The organism is Luteimonas sp. A649 (assembly GCF_054072735.1).
Map to the genome: position 1 here is coordinate 42,688 of NZ_JBSVRQ010000003.1, position 18,644 is coordinate 61,331.

Sequence of the window (18,644 nt, forward strand, 5' to 3'; positions counted from 1 at the left end):
CGTGGGCGGTTCGCTGTTTGACGCGGCGCGCGACTGTCTTGCGGCTGCATCCCCGGAGGACAAGGTGGCTGCGACGCACGCGGCTGCGGCGGCGTTCCGGAGCGGGGCGCTGCAGGTCGACGGCGACGCTTTGCCGCCCGAACCGATCCGCATGCCCGGCCGTCCGCCGCGCCCGCGCCTGGTGCATCCGCGCGAGCTGCCGCGCCGCGGCTTCGGAACCGACGAGGGGCGTGCGGCATTCATCCACGCCATCGCGCACATCGAGTTCAACGCCATCGACCTGGGCTGGGACGCGGTCTACCGCTTCCGCGGCATGCCGGCGCAGTACTACGCCGACTGGGTGATGGTGGCCGATGACGAGGCCCGTCACTTCACCATGCTGCGCGCGCGTTTGCAGGCGATGGGTTTCGATTACGGCGACTTCGACGCCCACAACGGCCTGTGGGAGATGGCCGAGAAGACCGCGCATGACGCCCTGGCACGCATGGCGCTGGTGCCGCGGGTGCTGGAGGCGCGAGGGCTGGACGTGACGCCGGGGATGATCGTGAAGCTGCGTGCGCTGGGTGACCACGCGACCGCCGACATCCTGGAGGTGATCCTGAGCGAGGAGATCGCGCACGTGGCTGCCGGCAGCCGGTGGTTCCGCTGGTGCTGCGAGCGCGGGGGCATCGATCCGGAGCCGCGCTTCCGCGAGCTGCTGGCCGAGTACGCGCGCGCGGTGCTGCACGGGCCGTTCAACGTCGATGCGCGCAGTGCGGCGGGTTTCAGCGAGGACGAGTTGGCGGCGCTGGTGCAGCTCGCTGGTTGAGGTTTCGGGTGGCGTCGATGCATGCGTGGCACGGCATGGCGGAGGCCTGGGCGGCGTCGGACGCATGGGGTACTCCGCCGGCTGTGCCCCTTCGGGTCCCTTTATGCCGGCTGCGTACCCCATGCGCCCGTGTGTCAGGCGGGCGGTGGCGACTTGGGAGCACATGGCCCGTAAGGCCTGCTTGTCGACGTGTGACATGTGTCGTATGGTTGCGACAACAACCATGAAGCGGGCCGTCGCCGATGAGCCACCCCTCGAACACCGAGCTTGAACTGCTGAAGTGCCTGTGGCGGAACGAGGCCTGCAGTGCACGTGAGCTGCACAACCACGTGTCTCCCGTCCTCGGCTGGTCCTACTCGTCCACGCGCAAGACGCTGGAGCGCATGGTGGAAAAGGGCCTGGTGGAGGAGCTCGATTCGCATGGACTGAACGTCTACCGCGCGGCCATCGGCAAGGTCTCGACCCTGGCGGCATTGAGCAGGGACTTCGCCCGGCGCGTGCTGGAGATCGAGGGTCCATTGCCCGCCCAGGCATTTGCCGACAGTCGCCTGCTCAGTGAAGCCGAGATCGACGAGCTGGAGGCGCTTCTCCGCGCTCCGGATCGGGATGCGCAGCCATGAGCCCGTCCATCCAGGATATCTGGTGGCTTCATGCCGGCGCTTGCCTGTTCGCGGGCATGCTGGCGTGGACGATCGGGTTGGCCGTGCATCGCGGCTTGCGCATCTCGCACGCGGCGCGCGGCTACTGGTTCATCGTCTGGGCCCTGGCGGTGCTGCCGACCGGAGTGGCGATCGCGTTCCACGGCTTCATGCCGGCCGATGTGGTCTGGCCGCTGTCGTCCCCGGTTCCACTGCCGTCGGTAATCGATCCCGGCGTGCTGTCTGGCGGACTCGAGGCTCGATTGCACGAGGTGCGAGCGCCGTCAGGCATCTGGGCGCGGTTGGAACCGCTGCTCCTGCTGCTGTACGTCACCGGCGCCGGCGTGGCGGCGGTGCGCTCGTGCAGGGGCGCGCTGGCCGTCCGACACCTGGTGCGGGCTTCGCGCCCGGTGAATGCAGCCGCCTTGCCCGGGCCGCTGGGCACCGCCGAGCGGCAGCGGCTAGATCGCTTGGGCATCGCGCTGAGGACGACCACCAGCCCGGTCAGCCCGTTTGTGGTGTGTTGGCCGCAGCGGGCGATCGTCATCCCGACGTCCCTGTTGGAACGCCTGAGCGACAGCCAGCTGGCGATGGTGCTTCGCCATGAGGCCAGCCACTTGGCCCAGTACGATCCGCAGCGCGCAGCCTTGATGCGTCTGGTGGGCGTGGTGCTCTGGCTCAACCCGTTCCTGCGCCTGATCGCCGGGCGCGTGCAGGTCGCCGCGGAGCTGTGTTGCGATGCGGCCGCGACGGGAGAGGATCAGGCGGCCCGCCGCGCCTATGCGGGGGCGTATCTGGAAGCCCTGCGCCTGTCGGCCCGGATAGCGACACCGTCGCCGCTCCTGGCGTTTTCGCACCACGATCCCGGAAGCCACAAGCTGAGAATCCGGCAGATGGTGCAGGGAGATTCGAGGCGGTCCCTGGCCCTGCCGCTGCGCATCGTGCTGGCGGCGCTCGCGCTGGTGGCCGGCAGCGCGCTGGCCGCCGTGCAGATCGGTGCGGCGTCGACGGTCAGCGACCCGCTGGCCGTCGCGACCAGCCCATCGGTGCCCGTTGCGTCGACGGCCGCGTCATCGCGACACGATGACGCCGGGGCAGCGTCGGTCGCGGTCGCTGGACCTGCAGGTTCCTCCGTCCGCTTCGGCTTTCCCGTCGCCGAGCCGAGTATCAACAGCGGGTACGGGGCCGCTGGCGGCGTGCGCACGCGGCCCCATCGCGGCGTGGATTTTGCCGCGAAACGCGGAACCCCCGTGCTTGCGCCCGCGAGCGGCATTGTCACGGCGGCAACTACGCGGTACCCGGATGGAGCCAATTACGGGACGGTGGTCGTGCTCGACCACGGCGGAGGCTGGCAAACCCTGTACGCGCACCTGGACGGTTTCGATGTCCAGCCCGGACAGCGCGTCGCGGCGGGCACGCAGATCGGTCGTGCCGGGACCACCGGCAAGGTGACCGGACCACACCTGCACATGGAAATGCTGCTGAACGGACAACGCGTCGACCCGGAGCCTTTGCTGCGATGAGCGGCTAGCAGGCAGCGCCGCCCGCAACGGCGTCCCGGCCGGCAAGCCGCCGGCGGCTCCACCTCTTTTTACGTGCACTTCCCGGACCCGGGAGGGACGGCGCTTGCCCGTCGACCGGGTATCGGCGCCGACGTGCGCCCGGAAACGCGATCGAACAGGACCTGGATTCCACAGATGAAGACACGCTTCGCATTCTTTTGGCCGCCGCTGCACAGTTGCCTGCGCATCGGGTTTGCGGCCCCGGCGCTTCTGGCCTGCGGCCAGATCGGCGCGACGGAGCCGACCGCGGTGAAGGACCTCCAGGGCGTGCAGGTGCAGGGCGCGCAATACGATCCGCGGCGGGACGATACGGCATCGCGCATGGTCGTTGGCAGGGACGAGCTGCTCCGCAATGGCGACGTCACCCTGGCCGATGCGATCAGGCGGTTGCCTGGCGTCACCGTCACCACCGGCGCGCCCGGAAGCGCGGGCGCCATCACCCTGCGGGGCATGGGCAAGGGCTACACCCAGATCCTGGTCGATGGGCAAGCCGCACCGGCCGGCTTCGACCCGGGTGCGCTGTCCGCGGACATGGTCGAACGGGTCGAGATCCTGCGCACGGTCACCGCGGACATGCGCACCGAGGCCATCGCCGGAACGATCAACATCGTGTTGGCCAAGGCCACGCGTACGGACTCGCGCGAACTCAGGATCGGACTGGCTGACTCCAACGGCCAAGCCACGCCGGCCATCACCTGGAGCCAGTCCCGTCGTGATGACCACCGTGGGTACGCGTTGAACGCCACGGTGTCACGGCGCGAGTTCCTGGTGGAGGAAGCCGGTGTTGAAACCGGCCATGACGCCGGTGGGGGGCAGGACCTGCATCGCAGCACGCACCTGCGGGTGGGCGGCTTCCGGGATGTCCTGTCGCTGTCACCCGCCTTCAACCTCACCCTGGAGAATGGCGACAGCCTCAGCTGGCGGACCTTCCTCGATGCCAGCAACCACCACAGGCACGCCGACATCGGCTGGCGCACGCAGTCAGGACCGGAGCTCGACCATACGGACTACAGGCAGTTCACCGGCATCGACGTAGTGCAGCTGCGCACCGACCTCGAATGGACGCATGGGTTCGAGCGAGGCGGCGCATTGGCCAGCAAGCTGAGCCTGGGCGGCAACCGCGAGGAGTCGCGCTTCCGCGAGCAGGGATACGCGGCCGATGGCAGGCAGAACCTGGACGATGCGACCAATGGGAGGCTACGCGTGCACAACGTCACGTCCTCCGGAAAGTACACCTGGCCCGACGCAGGCGCGCATGCGCTGGAGGCAGGGTGGGAGGCCAGCCTGGACCGCCGGCGCGAATCGCGCATGCAGCACCTGCTGGCATTCGACGGGTTTCCGGAACGCATCCGCGACCAGTCGTTCGATGCCGGGATCCGCCGTGTCGCGGTCTACGCGCAGGACGAATGGACGGTGACGCCCGCCTGGTCCCTGTACCTGGGTGCCCGTTGGGAACACATCGAAACGCGCAGCGAAGGCGATGAATTCGCGCCCATCCGCCACAGCGCCAGCGTGCTCTCGCCCGTGCTCCAGTCACGATGGAGGCTGTCGGATCCGAACGACCAGATCCGCCTCGGGCTGAGCCGCAGCTATCGCGCTCCGGAACTCCGCGTGTTGACCCCGAGGCCGTACACCTCCACCAACAACCGCGAACTCGATCCCGACATCGTGGGCAATCCGGCGCTGAAGCCGGAACTTGCCACCGGCGTGGACCTCGCCTACGAACGGCACGGCGAGGGCGGCACGACGTTCAGCCTGGGCGGGTACGCGCGCATGATCGAAGACGTTACCCGTACCGAAACGCGCCTGGTCGGCGATCGCTGGGTCGCGATGCCGGTCAACGGTGGCAATGCCACCGCCTGGGGCATCGAGTTGGACGCCAAGGTCCCGCTTGTGAAGGTCTTGGGCGTGCCGGGTCTTGATCTCCGTTTCAACCTGATCCGCAACTGGTCGCGGATCAATGATGTGCCTGGACCGGACAATCGCATCGCCAAGCAACCGCGCCTCAGCTCCACCGTGGCCACGGATTACAGGGTCAACGCCACCTGGTCGATGGGTGCCAGCTACAGCTACCGCAGCGGCGGCACGGTGCGCACCGGCATCCACCAGATGGAAAGCGAATCCGCGCGTCGGGAGCTCGACGCGTACGTGCTGGCAAGTCTGTCGACAAGAGCCCGGTTGCGGCTGAGCGCGGGCAACGTGCTGCAGCAGGATATCGACAGTGAAACGGAGTACTTCGATGTCAGCGGCCGGCAGCAGATCGAACGCCGGCGTGCGTCGCACGCCAGTATCCGTGCCAGCCTTGAAGTCACGTTCTGACGCCGGCTCGGCGGAAGGACAGGTAGCGACGGAGCCTCAGGCCCCAAGGTCCGCCAGCCGTACTCCGTCGGCATCCACACGCAGCACCGACCCCTGCTCGTACCAGTCGCCGAGCACCACGCGCGTGCAGGCGCGGCCCTCGACGTCCAGCGCATGCACCGCGGGACGGTGCGTATGACCGTGAATCAGCAGGTCCACCGGATGCGTGCGGAACGCGGCGTCGACGGCGTCAGGCGCGACGTCGGTGATCGTTTCCATGGTGCCGGCGTCGCGCAGTTCGCCCTGGCGCGCCTGGCTCGCGGCGCGCGCCTGGCGTGCGAACGCCAGCCTGGCGTCCAGTGGCTGTGCGAGGAACTGCGCCTGCCATGCCGGGTCGCGCGTCTGCGCGCGAAACTGCTGGTAGGCGGCATCGTCGGTGCACAGCGTGTCGCCGTGCATCAGCAGCGCGCGCCGTCCGTGCAGGTCGATGACGGTGGGGTCTTCGAGCAGGCGCATGCCGGCGCGGCGTGCGTAGGCGGCGCCCAGCAGGAAGTCGCGGTTGCCGTGCATGAAGTGCACGGGCACGCCGAAGGCGGCGAGGGCGGCGAGGTGGTCGGCCACGAACGCGCCGGTGTCCGAGGGGTCGTCATCGCCGACCCAGGCTTCGAACAGGTCGCCGAGGATGTAGAGCGCGTCGGCGCTCCGCGCTTCGCCGTCGAGGAACTCGCCGAACAGGCGGGTAATCTCCGGGCGTGCCGGGTCGAGGTGCAGGTCGGAGACGAAGAGCGTGGTCATGCGCTGATTGTAAAGCGCCGCGGCTTCAGTCCACTTCGAGCTCGCGGCGCAGCCAGGCGCGGGCCATGCGCCATTCGCGCTGCACGGTGGCGGTGGAGAGGCCGGTGGCGGCAGCGATCTGCTCGCCTGTCAGGCCGGCGAAGAAGCGCATGTCGACGATCCGCGCCTGACGTTCGTCCAGGCTCGCCAGGCGGTTGAGGGCGTCTTCCAGGGCATCGGGTTCGACGGCTTCGCCGAGGCTTTCGGCGACTTCGGTCAGCTGCATGCGATCACGGTCCTGCGGGCGCTTGGCCGACAGGCGGCGGCGGGCGTGGTCGATCAGCACCTGGCGCATCGCGTGCGCGGCCAGCCCCAGCAGGTGTCCGCGGTTCTCGAGCGCCGGCAGGGTCGCGCCTGCGAACAGCTTCAGCCAGGCCTCGTTGATCAACACGGTGGCGCTGAGCATGGGGTCGTGGCGCTCGTGCCCGAGCTGCGCGGCGGCGAGCTGGTGCAGGGCCTGGTACAGCCCGTGCACGACCTGGTCCATGGCCGCGGGTTCGCCATCGGCGGCAGCCTGCAGCAGGCGAGTCACGTCGCCCTGGGGTGCTTCCGGGCTCATTGCCGGAGCCTCTCTCGCAGCTCTGCAAGGCTCACTCGCCAGGGCGATTGCGCGGGCTCGCCGCGAGCGTCCAGCAAGGCGGCGTAGCGCGCCATGGCCGCGCTGGCCTGGTCGTGCGCGCCGAGCATGGTCAACGAGCGCGCGAGTGGATCGATCACGCCGTCGTAGACCACCAGGTAGTCGCCGGCATGCGGCAGCAGCACGGCTTCGGCTTCAATGGCGATGTCGCGGGCCTGCGCCGGATCCGCTCCCTGGTCCACGAGTACGCGTGCCAGGGCCGACAGCGCATAGGCCAGGTTGACCGCGTCCACGCCCGGTGCGGACCGGCTGCGGAGCCCGGGCAGCACCTCGCGCAGCAGCGTGGCTGATTCTTCGTGGCGTCCCAGGCTGCGCAGGCCGATCGCGTGGCCCACCGCGAGCTGCAGGTACAGGCGGTTGTCGGCACTCGTCGTGGCACGTGCCACCTCCACGGCCAGGCCGCTGGTCCGGGCGGAATCCTCGCTGCGCTTGGCACGCGAATAGCCGACCGAGAGTTGGTTGAGGTTGACGGCGCGCGACAGCGTGTTCTCGCCGATCAGCCGCACGTAGTCGGCGTCGAGCTGTTCGAACATCGTGATGCCGCGTTCAAGGTCGACGTCGAGCATGAGCGCGGCGTGGTTCGCGTGTGCGGTCAGCAGCACCACCGGACTCTCACTGGAGTGGCGTTCAAGCAGCGCGACGGATTCCTCGTGGGCGGCAAGCGCCAGGTCCAGCTCGCGGGTGTGCTGGCGCGCGTCCGCCAGCGCCGCCAGCGCGTCGGCGCGGATCATCGCCCGTGACGCGTCGGTCGGCTCGCCAAGCGTGGCGAGCACGTCTTCCAGGTCCACCGCCATTTCGGCGCCGGGACGGGTGCTGGCGAGTCCCTCGTTGCGCAGCTCGCGCACCCGGTGGCGGACACGTTCCAGGAACTCCTCCGGATCGCCCTGCGAGAGGCCCGCCTGCGCCTCGCGATGGATGCGGATGGCATCGGCATTGCGCCCCTGCTGCGCGTAGACGTGCCCCAGCTTCATCTGCAGGCGCGAGATTTCGACCGGCGTGCCGGTGCGGCGCTTGAGCTCCAGCGCCTCCTGGAACAGCGGCTCGGCAGCGGAATCCAGCGCCAGCCCATGGTTGGCTTCGGCCATGGCCAGGAGCAGGTCGGCGCGGACGTCGGGCGGAAGGTCGGTGCGGGCACGCAGGTCGATCGCACCGCGATCGAGCACCTCGCGCACGGTGATCTGCTCGCCGCGCGAGCGCGACGGATCGGCATTGGCGAACAGCTCGGTCATGAAGCCGGCCAGCGCCTGCGCCTTGCCGCGTTCGGCGATCACCTGCTGCAGCTGGCGTTCGCGCTCGAACACGAAGCCGACACCGATCAGCATCAGCACCGAGGCCGCGACCAGCGGCCAGCGCCGGCGCCAGGCAAACCGTCGCATCCGGTACAGCGCATGCCCGCGTCGCGCCGACACCGGCCGCGACTCCAGGAACCGGCGCAGGTCCTCGGACAGGGCGGCCACCGACGGATAGCGCTGCTCGGGCGCGTGCCGCAGCGCCTTGAGCACGATCGCGTCGATGTCGGCGGGGATCCTGCCGACGGCGTGGCTGATCGTGCGCGCGGTGCGGTCGGCATCATGGTTGCCGGTGTGTGGCGCGTGGCTCGGCGGGCGGATGTCGCCGGAGACGATGGCATCGGGCAGCAGGTGCCCGGACTCCATGGCCTGGTGCGGGCGCGTGCCGGCCAGCAGCTCGTACAGCACGATGCCCAGCGACCAGACATCGGTCGCGGTGGTCAGCGGCTTGCCGGCGACGTGTTCGGGGCTGGCATAGGCAAGGGTGAGGGCGCGGTGCGCGGTGCCGGTGGGATCGGCCGGGGCGTTGGCTTCGACCAGGCGGGCGATGCCGAAGTCCAGCAGCTTGGGCTCGCCCTCCAGGGTCACGAGGATGTTGGCGGGCTTGAGGTCGCGATGGATGACCAGCCGCTGGTGCGCATGTTCCACCGCCGCGCAGACCTTGAGGAACAGCGTCACGCGCTCGCGCAGCGGCAGCGCGCGCGCCTGGCACCAGCGGTCGATGCGCTCGCCTTCCACGTATTCCAGGGCGATGAAGGGCTGGCCGTCGCCGGTGCTGCCGCCGTCGAGCAGGTGGGCGATGTTGGGGTGGTGCAGCGAGGCCAGGATGCGCCGCTCCTCGACCATGCGCAGGGCGAGCCGCTCGCCCTGCGGGCCGGTGCTGGCCAGCAGCTTGAGCGCGACCAGCTGGCGGGCGTTGCCGTCGTCGCGTTCGGCCAGGTAGACCACGCCCATGCCGCCTTCGCCCAGCAGCCGCAGGATGCGGTACTGGCCGGCCTGCGCGGCGTCGATGCGGGCGCCTTCGTGCAGCGGTGCGGTGCCGGCCTGCGGCCAGCCCGGCGCCAGCGGATCGTCGGGCCCGGTGTGGGCGGAAGCGATCAGCCAGTCCACTTCGGCGCGCAGGCCCGCGTCGTCGCCGATGCGTTGCCCCAGCCAGGCCTCGCGGGCCTCCGGCGCAAGCTCCAGCGCTTCCATGGCAAGCGCCTTGGCCTGCAGATAGCGGTCTTGCATCCGGTGGCTCCCCTGCCGTGCCGGATCAGGAAGGCGCCGCGGTGGCGCCCTCGCCCGGACTCCACCACAAACGGGCACGACGACCGGAACCGGTCATTCCACTGCGATGATCAAATCCGTCGCCGTCCTGCGCAGTCATGGGAAACGGGCACGAAAACGCCCGCCACCTGACGAGGGGCATCGCATGGACACCCAGCACGCATTCGCCACGAGCCAGCCGCTGTTGGCGCCGCATTGGCCGTTCGTGGGCCAGCACATCGGGGCCAGACCTGCACGTGGAAGCGTGGCGCCCCTGCTGCCCGACTTCGCGCGCATGCCCCGGGAACGCGCGGCGAACCCACGCTCCAGCCTGCATCCGATCGTCCGGCTCGACTACCTCTCCCGGATGTCCTGCATGCCCCTGCTGTCGGCGGTCATCTATTCGGTGTTCCATGCCAGCGGACGCGACAGCACGCTCGTGATCGCGCTGCTGCTGTCCTGGGGCGTGGCCTGGCCGCAGCTGGCCTACCTGCATGCCCGCCTCAGCCGCGATTCCAAGCGCGCCGAGCACATCAACCTGCTGGCCGATGCGGTGATGGTCGGGGTCCTGGTCGCGGCGATGCATTTCAGCCCGTGGCCGAGCGTCATGATGTTGATGGGCATGAGCCTGGGCAACATGGGCGTGGGCGGCGCGCGCCTTGCCGGCCGCGGCGTGCAGGGCATCGCGGTGGGGATCATCGCCTGCGGCTGGCTCACCGGATACGAGATCGACTTCGCATCGCCGGTGCTGTCGACGGTGGCCAGCATCATCGGCATCTTCCTGATCGCCGCGGTGTTCGGCATGTTTTCCCACTTGCAGAGCAAGCGCTTCGTGCGCAGCCGCAGGCTGCTGCAGGAGCAGAACCTCAAGATCGAGGAGAAGGGCGTGCAGCTCGCCCAGGCCAAGGAAGAGGCGGACGCGGCCAACCAGTCCAAGAGCCTGTTCCTGGCGAACATGAGCCATGAACTGCGGACGCCGCTGAATGCGATCATCGGCTACAGCGAACTGCTGGTCGAGGAAGCGCAGGAGTCGGGCGAGGAGCTGCTGGTCCCGGACCTGCGCAAGATCCACAAGGCCGGCAAGCACCTGCTGCGCCTGATCAACGACGTGCTCGACCTGTCGAAGATCGAGGCCGGCAAGATGCAGCTCGACCTGGAAGACGTCGAGGTGCGCTCGTTGCTCGACGACGTGGTCACCACGATGCGCCCGCTGGTGGACAAGAAGGGCAACCGCTTCGTGATCGAGGCGGGCGAGCTGGGGACGATGCGCACCGACGTCACCAAGCTGCGGCAGCTGCTGTTCAACCTGATCGGGAACTCCGCCAAGTTCACCGAAAACGGCGAAATCCGCCTGCGTGCGCGCCGCACCAAGGGGACCTCTGGCGACTGGCTGACGTTCGACGTCGAGGATACCGGCATCGGCATTTCCCCCAAACAGCAGCGGGGCCTGTTCCAGCCGTTCTCGCAGGCCGACGTGTCGACCACGCGCAAGTACGGCGGCACCGGCCTGGGCCTGGTGCTCACGCGGCGCTTCGCCGAAATGCTGGGAGGCGAGGTCGGCATGCGCAGCGCGCCGGGTGTCGGCACCACCTTCACCATCCGCCTGCCGGCGCAATCCGGCGACGCCGAACAGCTGCATCCCGCCGCCACGCCCGAGGAACAGGCCACGGAGCAGGCCGTCGCCGAGGCGCGCACCGTGCTGGTCATCGACGATGACGCCGCCGGCGCGGATGTCATCGGCCGGATGCTGCTGCGCCAGGGCCTGCGCGTGGAGTTCGCGAGCAATGGCCGGGACGGTCTGCGGATGGCGCGCGAGCGGGCGCCCAAGCTCATCCTGCTCGACGTGTTGATGCCCGGCGCCGATGGCTGGAGCGTGCTGACGGAGCTGAAGACCGATCCGCAGTTCGCGTCGATCCCGGTGGTCATGATTTCGGTGACCGAACAGCAGGCGCTTGGCCTGGCGATCGGCGCCGACGACTACCTGGTGAAGCCCGTCCACCAGGACAGCCTGGTGGAGGTGGTGTCCCGCCACCTGCCGTCGGGCATCTCGCGGCCGATCCTGGTGATCGATGACGACGCCACCACGCGCAGCATGCTGCGTCGGCAGATGGAGCGACAGGGATGGCGCGTGGTCGAAGCCGCCAATGGTGCGGAAGGACTCGCATGCGTGGGCAGCATGGCCCCGGCCCTGGTGCTGCTGGACCTGATGATGCCGGGCATGGACGGCTTCGCGTTCCTCGATGCCCTGCACGGTGAACTGGGCGCGGCCGACGTGCCCATCATCGTGCTGACTGCGAAAGAGCTGACGCCCGATGAGGAATACGACCTGTCGCCCCGCGTCGCCAGGGTGATCGCCAAAGGCAGCTATCGCGGCCGCGAACTGGAAGACGAGGTGCGGCGCGCGGTGCGCGGTCCGGCGCATGCGGCCCCCGTGCTGGCCGACGGTATCGCGCCATGAAGATCCTGCTGGTCGAAGACAACGAAATGAATCGCGACATGCTGTCGCGGCGATTGATCCGGCGCGGACACGACGTCCTCATTGCCGAGGACGGACGCGTGGCGCTGGCGATGGCGCTGGGCGAATCCCCGGACCTGATCCTGATGGACATGGGCCTGCCGGTGATGGACGGCTGGGAGACCACCCGGCGCCTCAAGGACGACGCGCGGACTGCCTCGATCCCGGTGATCGCGCTCACCGCGCACGCGATGGTGGACGACCGCATGCGCGCGCTGGAAGCCGGCTGCGACGACTTCGACACCAAGCCCGTCGACATCGACCGGCTGCTGGGCAAGGCCGGCGCGCTGCTGTGGGACGGCGTGTCGCAGTGAGCGGCCCGGCCACCACCGGACTCATGGAGTTCCGGGCCAGCCGCCTGCAGGACCTCGCCCGGTTGGAGACGTTCCTCGACAGCGCCTGCGCCGGCATCGACGACGAGGCGCGGAGCGATCTGCGACTGGCCATCGAAGAGGTCTTCGTCAACATCTTCGCGCATGGCTATGGCAGCGACTCCGGCCCGGTCGACATCCGCGTCAGCCATGCGCCGGCGCGGGTCACGGTGGCGATCGCGGACGCGGCGCCGGCGTTCGATCCGGCTGCGGTGCCCACGCCAGACCTTGATGCGGACTGCAGCGAACGCACGGTGGGCGGGCTGGGATGGCACCTGGTGCGAAGCGTCATCGACGAAGTCGGATGGGCGCCCGGGATGGAGGGCGGCAACGTGTACCTGCTGGTCAAGCACGTCGCGGCAGGCACGACGGATCCAAGGCAAAGAGAGAGGAGCACGCATACATGAACATCGAACTTCAAACCGGCCGGCATGCCGCGGTCGTCGTCATTTCCGGCAGCGTGGACGGGCTGACCGCCGAGCGCCTGCTCGGCACCCTGCAGGGCTATGTCGATGCCGGCCAGACGCGGTTGGTGGCCGACCTTGCCGGGGTGCTCTACACCAGCAGCGCCGGGCTGCGCGCGCTGCTCGCCACGGTGAAGCAGGCCCGCCAGGGCGGCGGCGACCTGCGCCTGGCAAGCATCAATCCTCCCGTGCTGAAGGTGCTCGAACTGAGCGGCTTCACCACGATCATGAAGTGCTACGACGACGTCGCCAGCGCCATGGACAGCTACGCGGGCTGAGGCCCGAAGGGGATACGGGATGGACGCTATGACCAGGACGGCCGGACGCAAGCGGGTGGCGGTGGTGATCGGGGCGGGCAGCGTGCAGTGCGCGGCGGCCCTGGGCATGTGGAAGGTGCTGCAGCGCGAGGGGATCGGCATCGACCTGCTGGTCGGCTGCAGCGGCGGCAGCCTGTATGCCTCGGTGATGGCGCTGGGTTACGACCTGGCGTCCTGCGAGCGCCTGACCCGCGGACTGTGGACGCCGTCGCTGACCCGGCGCCGGGACGTGCGCTCGATGCTCAGCGCGTTCCTGCCACGCCTGTTCAAGTTCGACGGTGCCTTCGGCCTGGTCGACGACCGGCCGATGATGTCGGCGCTGGAAGAGATCTTCGGCGACCGGCGCTTCGAGGACGCGCGCACCCCGCTGCATATCGTCGCGACCGACCTCGAGAACGGGCAGAAGGTGGTGCTGGGAAAGGGCCGGGTACGCGATGCGATCCGCGCGAGCATCGCGATCCCCTACGTCTGGAAGCCGGCGAAGATCGACGGCCGCTGGCTGATGGATGGCTGCGCGTCCGACCCGCTGCCGATCGATGTCGCGATCCGGGAAGGCGCGGACGTGATCCTGGCGATGGGTTTCGAGAGTCCGTATCCGAGCCGGATCCGTTCTGCGACGCGCTTCGCGTTCCAGGTCAACAGCGTCTATACGAACAACCTGCTGCGCGCGAACTACGCCTTCCACAACCTGGCGCACCACGCCGAGATCATCCCGATGATGCCGGACTTCGGCCGGCCGATCCGGCTGTTCGACACCGCCGAGATCCCGCACGTCATCGAGCAGGGCGAGCGGGCCACCGAAGCGCAGCTGCCGCATATCCGCCAGGCGCTGGAGGCCGTGGGTGCCTGACGCATCGCCCGCCGTCGCCGTGCCCAAGCGCCCGCGCGTCGCGCTGGTGGTGGGCTCCGGCGGCGTCAAGTGCGCCGCCGCGGCCGGCATGTGGAAGGTGCTCGAGCGCGAAGGCATCCATCCCGACATGGTGGTCGGCTGCAGCGGCGGCAGCATCTACATGGCCGGCATGGCGCTCGGCAGGACGGCGGCCGACGCCGAGCGCTACAGCCACGAAATGTGGACCGGCCTGTTCAAGCGCGTGCACTACCGCTCCGTGCTGCGCAGCCTGCTGCCGGGGCGCTTCGGATCCAGCGAACGCATCGGCCTGATCGATGACGCGGCGGTGGGCGCCAACATCGCCAGGCTGTTCGGCGGCAAGACCTTCGCCGATACCCGCATCCCGCTGCACATCGCCGCCACCGACCTGCACTCCGGCGGGAAGGTGGCCTTGAGTTCGGGTTCCATCGTCGATGCGGTGCGCGCCAGCGTCGCGATGCCGCTGCTGCTGCGGCCGTGGCCGGTGGACGGCCGGCTGCTGGTCGACGGCGGCGTGTCCGACCCGCTGCCGATCAGCCTTGCCATCCGCGAGGGCGCGGAGATCATCCTGGCGATGGGCTTCGCGCGGCCGCCGATGACGCGCATCGATTCGCTGCTCGGCATCGCCAACCAGGCGATCTCGGTCACCATCAACAACCTGCTGCATTCGACCTACGCCTTCTACAGCGCGGTCCACCACGCCGAGATCGTGCCGATCATGCCGACCTTCGACCGTCCCATCGAAATCGGCGACAGCCACCTGATCCCGTACATCATCGAGCAGGGCGAGCAGGCCATGCTGGCGGCAGTGCCCTACCTGCGGCAGCTCGGGTTGGGCGACGCGGCGCGCGGCACGGCGAGTGCGGCAGCATGAACAGCGTGCGCGCGGTGAGCGAGCCGGCCCGCATCCTGGTGGTGGACGACACCGAGGCCAACCGCGACCTGCTGGTGCGGCGCCTGCAGCGCGAGGGCCATGCCACCGAGGTCGCGGCCAATGGCCACGAAGCCCTGCAATGGCTGCGTGCGGGCGGATTCGACCTGATGCTGCTCGACATCATGATGCCGGGGATGAACGGCTACGAGCTGCTGGAACGCGTGCGCGACGACGCCGAGCTGTGCCACGTGCCGGTGATCCTGATTTCCGCGCTGGACGACACCGACAGCGTGATCAAGGGCATCGAGCTGGGTGCGGACGACCACCTTCCCAAGCCCTTCAACCCGCACATCCTGCGCGCGCGCGTCGACGCCAGCCTCGCGCGCAAGCGCCTGCGCGATCGCGAACAGCTGCATGCGCGCAGCCTGCAGCGCGAGATGGATATCGCGCGCACGATCCAGGCGGGCTTCCTGCCGCATGCGCTGCCGGAGGCCGCAGGCTGGGACGTCGCGGCCTGGTTCCAGCCGGCGCGCCACGTCGGCGGCGATTTCTACGATGCCTATGCGCTGCAGGACGGACGCATGGTCCTTGTCGTGGCCGATGTCTGCGACAAGGGCGTGGGCGCGGCGCTGTTCATGGCGCTGTTCCGCAGCCTGCTGCGCGCGCAGGCGGAGCGGATCCTGCAAGGCGAAGGCAACGTTGCGGCCCAGGCCTGCGAACTGATGGCCGGCGTCAACGACTACATCGCACGCGTCCACGAGCGCGACAGCATGTTCGCCACCGTGTTCCTGGCGGTCCTCGATCCACTGTCGGGCGAGCTGGTCTATGTCAACGGCGGACACGAGGCGCCCATGGTCAGTGGGCCGGGCGGCGTGCGTGCGCGGCTCATGCCGACCGGGCCCGCGGTCGGGTTGATGCCAGGCGCGGTCTTCACCGCGGCGCACATCGACATCGGCCGGGGCGATTCCCTGGTCGCCTTCACCGACGGCGTGACCGACGCGACCGATGCCGACGGTGCCGCCTACTCCGAGCAGAGCCTGCTGGCGCGGCTGGCCTCCGCCGGCGGCCGGGCGGACGCGACCATGGCGGCGGTCCGGGAGGACGTGGAAACAGCGATGGGGACCGCGCCCCAGTTCGATGACATCACACTGCTGGTCCTGCACCGCGCATCCTGAGTGCGGCAGGGCGTTTGGGCGGTTCCGGCGCTGCGGCCCGTCCCGGTCCTGCCGCCGGGCTAAAATGCGCGGCTCCCGCCTGCATCGATACGCCATGACCGTCCGCACCCGCTTCGCCCCCAGCCCCACCGGCTACCTGCACATCGGCGGTGCCCGCACCGCCCTGTACTGCTGGCTGGAGGCGCGCCGCCGCGGCGGCAGCTTCATCCTGCGCATCGAGGACACCGATCGCGAGCGCAGCACCCAGGCCGCGATCGACGCCATCCTCGAGGCGATGGAGTGGCTCGGCCTCGACTACGACGAAGGCCCGATCTACCAGACCTCGCGCGTGGAGCGCTATCGCGAAGTCGCCGAGCAGCTGGTGGCGGCCGGGCAGGCCTATTACGCCTACGAGTCGAAGGACGAGCTCGACGCCATGCGCGAGGCCGCCATGGCCGCCGGCGAGAAGCCGCGCTACAACGGCGCGTACCGCGACCAGGGCGCGCCGTACCGCGACGATCCCAACCGCGTCATCCGCCTGAAGAATCCGCTCGATGGCGTGGTCGCGTGGGAGGACAAGGTCAAGGGCCGCATCGAGATCAGCAACACGGAACTCGACGATCTCGTCATCTTCCGCCCCGACGGCTACCCGACCTACAACTTCGCCGTGGTCGTCGACGACCTCGACATGGGCATCAGCGACGTGGTGCGCGGCGACGACCACGTCAACAACACCCCGCGCCAGATCAACATCTACCTCGCGCTGGGCGCCGAGGTGCCGGCGTTCTCGCACCTGCCGATGATCCTCGACGAGCTGGGCGCGAAGCTCTCGAAGCGCACCGGCGCGGCCGACGTCATGCAGTACCGCGATGCGGGCTATTTGCCGCACGCGCTGCTCAACTACCTGGTGCGCCTGGGCTGGTCGCACGGCGACCAGGAGATCTTCTCCATCGACGAGATGCAGCAGCTGTTCGACCTCAAGGACGTCAATGCCAAGGCCGCGCGCCTGGACATGGCGAAGCTGGGCTGGCTGAACCAGCAGTACCTGAAGGACGACGCGCCTGCGGACGTCGCGAAGCATCTCGAGTGGCACCTGCGCGACGCCGGCTACGACCTCGCCGCCGGCCCCGCGCCGGCCGACGTCGTGCTCGCCCTGCGCGACCGCGTGCAGACGCTGAAGGACATGGCTGAACGCGCCGCGGTCTGGTACCAGCCGCTCACGGATTACGACGACAAGGCCGTGGCCAAGCACCTGAAGCCCGAGGCGCAGGCGCCGCTGGCCGAAGCCCGCCATCGCCTGCAGGCGCTGCCGGGCTGGACAGTCGAGGCCATTGCAGAAGCCCTCCAGGGCACGGCGGAAACGCTGGGGCTGGGCATGGGCAAGGTCGCGCAGCCGCTGCGGGTGGCGATCACCGGCACCCAGGTGAGCCCGGACATCGCGCACACGGTCTACCTGGCCGGGCGCGATGAAGCCCTGGGGCGCATCGACGCCGCGATCGCGCGCATTCCCGCCTGACCCCACCTGTGGGAGCGGCCATGGCCGCGATGGGCACCAGTGTTCTTGTTGGCCAACCGCGGAGCGATCGCCGCTATAGCGGCTCCCACATCTGGTGATGGCAGTGGGCGTGCCGGCTTGAGTCGCCGCACGTTCGGCACCATCATCCATATATGCCTGCGCATGCCCACGCCTGTACCGATCCCAAGCACCACGTCCATGACGGCCCCGCCTTCGTGGCCGCGGTGGAGCGCGCCTGCCGCGAGCGCGGCCTGCGCCTGACGCCGATCCGCGCGCACGTGCTGGGCCTGATCGCCGAGGCCGAGCAGCCGATCAAGGCCTACGACCTGCTGGACCGCGTGCGCGAGGGCAACGGCCCCGGCGCCGCCGGACCGCCAACGGTGTACCGCGCGCTCGATTTCCTGCTGGCCAACGGCTTCATCCACAAGCTGCAGTCGGTGAACGCCTTCGTGGCCTGCCACCATCCCAGCACCGCGCAGCACTCGGTGCCGTTCCTGATCTGCGACAGCTGCCACACGGCGGTCGAACTCGAGGACAGCAAGATCGTGGCCGCGCTCGACGAACGCGCGCTCGCGCTCGGCTTCCGGCCGCGGGCGCAGACGCTGGAGGTGCATGGCACGTGTGCTGACTGCGCCGCAGAGGAAGCCACCGGCCCGCCTTGAGTTCGCATCCTGCGTTGCCATTCGGGCCGTGCAACGTGCGGACCCGGGAGTGCGCCAGGGTCCGCCGGACGCCAGGCCATCTGCCGAGCGTCGGCTCAGGCCGGAAACAGGTCCCTGCTGCCGTCTGGCAGCGATCCCTCCAGCCGCAGCAGGAACGCCTTGGTGGGCAGCCCGCCACCGAATCCCGTGAGCGAACCGTCCGCGCCGATCACGCGATGGCAGGGCAGCACGATCGGCAGCGGATTGCGCCCGTTGGCCGCGCCGACCGCGCGCATCGCCGACGGTTTTCCAATGCGCTGCGCGAGGTCGCGGTAGCTCCACGTCCTGCCGTAGGGGATCGCGGCAAGCGTGGTCCACACGTTGCGCTGGAAGTCCGTGCCGCGGGGTGACAGCGGCAGGTCGAAATCGCGGCGCTTGCCGGCGAAATATTCCTCGAGCTGGCGCCGGGTTTCGACCAGCACCTCGTTGCTGCCTTCAAGCCACCCGTCACCCGCCGGCGGGGGGCGCGGTGGCGGGAAGTCGATGCGGCAAAGGCCGATGTCGTCGGCGGCCAGCGTCAGCACGCCGATGGGCGTGTCCATGTGCATGA

17 protein-coding genes are annotated in these 18,644 nt (G+C 69.3%); 13 read left to right on the top strand and 4 right to left on the bottom strand.

From position 1 onward, the window contains the following. Nucleotide 1: 1 nt before the first annotated feature. The 4 genes from ACW5E8_RS12115 to ACW5E8_RS12130 all read left to right on the top strand — a co-directional run bounded on the left by ACW5E8_RS12115 (nucleotide 2) and on the right by ACW5E8_RS12130 (nucleotide 5,327). Nucleotides 2–808 (top strand): ferritin-like domain-containing protein, encoded by an 807-nt coding sequence (locus ACW5E8_RS12115; protein ID WP_456965787.1) that lies wholly within the window; start codon nucleotides 2–4, stop codon nucleotides 806–808. A 242-nt stretch (nucleotides 809–1,050) separates the two neighbouring features. Next, complete coding sequence (locus ACW5E8_RS12120) at nucleotides 1,051–1,428, top strand: BlaI/MecI/CopY family transcriptional regulator (RefSeq protein ID WP_456965788.1); 378 nt, start codon at nucleotides 1,051–1,053, stop codon at nucleotides 1,426–1,428. After that, nucleotides 1,425–2,969, top strand: coding sequence for a M23/M56 family metallopeptidase (locus ACW5E8_RS12125; RefSeq protein WP_456965789.1), 1,545 nt, complete (start codon nucleotides 1,425–1,427; stop codon nucleotides 2,967–2,969). Before ACW5E8_RS12120 ends, ACW5E8_RS12125 begins: the two co-directional genes overlap by 4 nt. 174 nt (nucleotides 2,970–3,143) lie before the next feature. Beyond that, nucleotides 3,144–5,327 (top strand): TonB-dependent receptor plug domain-containing protein, encoded by a 2,184-nt coding sequence (locus ACW5E8_RS12130; protein ID WP_456965790.1) that lies wholly within the window; start codon nucleotides 3,144–3,146, stop codon nucleotides 5,325–5,327. A gap of 36 nt (nucleotides 5,328–5,363) precedes the next feature. Here ACW5E8_RS12130 and lpxH read toward each other — a convergent pair whose 3' ends face one another. Genes lpxH through ACW5E8_RS12145 form a run of 3 tightly spaced genes read right to left on the bottom strand, consistent with a single transcriptional unit; the run spans nucleotide 5,364 to nucleotide 9,296 of the window. Then, entirely contained in the window at nucleotides 5,364–6,101 is a 738-nt protein-coding gene (gene lpxH / locus ACW5E8_RS12135; RefSeq protein WP_456965791.1) for a UDP-2,3-diacylglucosamine diphosphatase, read from the bottom strand. Nucleotides 6,102–6,126: 25 nt separating this feature from the next. Continuing rightward, entirely contained in the window at nucleotides 6,127–6,699 is a 573-nt protein-coding gene (locus ACW5E8_RS12140; protein WP_456965792.1) for an ECF-type sigma factor, read from the bottom strand. Next, complete coding sequence (locus ACW5E8_RS12145; protein ID WP_456965793.1) at nucleotides 6,696–9,296, bottom strand: protein kinase domain-containing protein; 2,601 nt, start codon at nucleotides 9,294–9,296, stop codon at nucleotides 6,696–6,698. The genes ACW5E8_RS12140 and ACW5E8_RS12145 overlap by 4 nt, the downstream gene beginning before the upstream one ends. A gap of 184 nt (nucleotides 9,297–9,480) precedes the next feature. Here ACW5E8_RS12145 and ACW5E8_RS12150 point away from each other — a divergent pair, with 184 nt between their 5' ends. The 9 genes from ACW5E8_RS12150 to ACW5E8_RS12190 all read left to right on the top strand — a co-directional run bounded on the left by ACW5E8_RS12150 (nucleotide 9,481) and on the right by ACW5E8_RS12190 (nucleotide 18,055). After that, entirely contained in the window at nucleotides 9,481–11,772 is a 2,292-nt protein-coding gene (locus ACW5E8_RS12150) for a response regulator (protein ID WP_456965794.1), read from the top strand. Beyond that, nucleotides 11,769–12,143: a response regulator gene (locus ACW5E8_RS12155; protein ID WP_456965795.1), complete on the top strand. Its 375-nt coding sequence runs from the start codon at nucleotides 11,769–11,771 to the stop codon at nucleotides 12,141–12,143. The genes ACW5E8_RS12150 and ACW5E8_RS12155 overlap by 4 nt, the downstream gene beginning before the upstream one ends. Continuing rightward, entirely contained in the window at nucleotides 12,140–12,607 is a 468-nt protein-coding gene (locus ACW5E8_RS12160) for an ATP-binding protein (RefSeq protein ID WP_456965796.1), read from the top strand. Before ACW5E8_RS12155 ends, ACW5E8_RS12160 begins: the two co-directional genes overlap by 4 nt. Beyond that, nucleotides 12,604–12,942 carry an STAS domain-containing protein gene (locus ACW5E8_RS12165; RefSeq protein ID WP_456965797.1) on the top strand — a complete coding sequence of 113 codons (339 nt, stop codon included), beginning with the start codon at nucleotides 12,604–12,606 and terminating at the stop codon, nucleotides 12,940–12,942. Before ACW5E8_RS12160 ends, ACW5E8_RS12165 begins: the two co-directional genes overlap by 4 nt. 28 nt (nucleotides 12,943–12,970) lie before the next feature. Continuing rightward, complete coding sequence (locus ACW5E8_RS12170) at nucleotides 12,971–13,831, top strand: patatin-like phospholipase family protein (protein ID WP_456965798.1); 861 nt, start codon at nucleotides 12,971–12,973, stop codon at nucleotides 13,829–13,831. Next, entirely contained in the window at nucleotides 13,824–14,723 is a 900-nt protein-coding gene (locus ACW5E8_RS12175) for a patatin-like phospholipase family protein (protein WP_456965799.1), read from the top strand. Before ACW5E8_RS12170 ends, ACW5E8_RS12175 begins: the two co-directional genes overlap by 8 nt. Next, entirely contained in the window at nucleotides 14,720–15,898 is a 1,179-nt protein-coding gene (locus ACW5E8_RS12180) for a PP2C family protein-serine/threonine phosphatase (RefSeq protein ID WP_456965800.1), read from the top strand. The genes ACW5E8_RS12175 and ACW5E8_RS12180 overlap by 4 nt, the downstream gene beginning before the upstream one ends. Nucleotides 15,899–15,992: 94 nt before the next feature. Then, nucleotides 15,993–17,393: a glutamate--tRNA ligase gene (gltX, locus tag ACW5E8_RS12185; RefSeq protein WP_456965801.1), complete on the top strand. Its 1,401-nt coding sequence runs from the start codon at nucleotides 15,993–15,995 to the stop codon at nucleotides 17,391–17,393. 152 nt (nucleotides 17,394–17,545) lie between these two features. Continuing rightward, complete coding sequence (locus tag ACW5E8_RS12190; RefSeq protein WP_456965802.1) at nucleotides 17,546–18,055, top strand: transcriptional repressor; 510 nt, start codon at nucleotides 17,546–17,548, stop codon at nucleotides 18,053–18,055. Between the two features lie 95 nt (nucleotides 18,056–18,150). On the opposite strand, the gene ACW5E8_RS12195 is transcribed toward ACW5E8_RS12190, so the two are convergent. Then, nucleotides 18,151–18,642 carry a methylated-DNA--[protein]-cysteine S-methyltransferase gene (locus tag ACW5E8_RS12195; RefSeq protein ID WP_456966013.1) on the bottom strand — a complete coding sequence of 164 codons (492 nt, stop codon included), beginning with the start codon at nucleotides 18,640–18,642 and terminating at the stop codon, nucleotides 18,151–18,153. Nucleotides 18,643–18,644: the final 2 nt, after the last annotated feature.

Coding starts and splice junctions, on each gene's coding strand:
- ACW5E8_RS12120 (WP_456965788.1), top strand. CDS start 1,051: ATGAGCCACCCCTCGAACACCGAGCTTGAACTGCTGAAGTGCCTGTGG.
- ACW5E8_RS12125 (WP_456965789.1), top strand. CDS start 1,425: ATGAGCCCGTCCATCCAGGATATCTGGTGGCTTCATGCCGGCGCTTGC.
- ACW5E8_RS12130 (WP_456965790.1), top strand. CDS start 3,144: ATGAAGACACGCTTCGCATTCTTTTGGCCGCCGCTGCACAGTTGCCTG.
- lpxH (WP_456965791.1), bottom strand. CDS start 6,101: ATGACCACGCTCTTCGTCTCCGACCTGCACCTCGACCCGGCACGCCCG.
- ACW5E8_RS12140 (WP_456965792.1), bottom strand. CDS start 6,699: ATGAGCCCGGAAGCACCCCAGGGCGACGTGACTCGCCTGCTGCAGGCT.
- ACW5E8_RS12145 (WP_456965793.1), bottom strand. CDS start 9,296: ATGCAAGACCGCTATCTGCAGGCCAAGGCGCTTGCCATGGAAGCGCTG.
- ACW5E8_RS12150 (WP_456965794.1), top strand. CDS start 9,481: ATGGACACCCAGCACGCATTCGCCACGAGCCAGCCGCTGTTGGCGCCG.
- ACW5E8_RS12155 (WP_456965795.1), top strand. CDS start 11,769: ATGAAGATCCTGCTGGTCGAAGACAACGAAATGAATCGCGACATGCTG.
- ACW5E8_RS12165 (WP_456965797.1), top strand. CDS start 12,604: ATGAACATCGAACTTCAAACCGGCCGGCATGCCGCGGTCGTCGTCATT.
- ACW5E8_RS12170 (WP_456965798.1), top strand. CDS start 12,971: ATGACCAGGACGGCCGGACGCAAGCGGGTGGCGGTGGTGATCGGGGCG.
- ACW5E8_RS12180 (WP_456965800.1), top strand. CDS start 14,720: ATGAACAGCGTGCGCGCGGTGAGCGAGCCGGCCCGCATCCTGGTGGTG.
- gltX (WP_456965801.1), top strand. CDS start 15,993: ATGACCGTCCGCACCCGCTTCGCCCCCAGCCCCACCGGCTACCTGCAC.
- ACW5E8_RS12190 (WP_456965802.1), top strand. CDS start 17,546: ATGCCTGCGCATGCCCACGCCTGTACCGATCCCAAGCACCACGTCCAT.
- ACW5E8_RS12195 (WP_456966013.1), bottom strand. CDS start 18,642: ATGCACATGGACACGCCCATCGGCGTGCTGACGCTGGCCGCCGACGAC.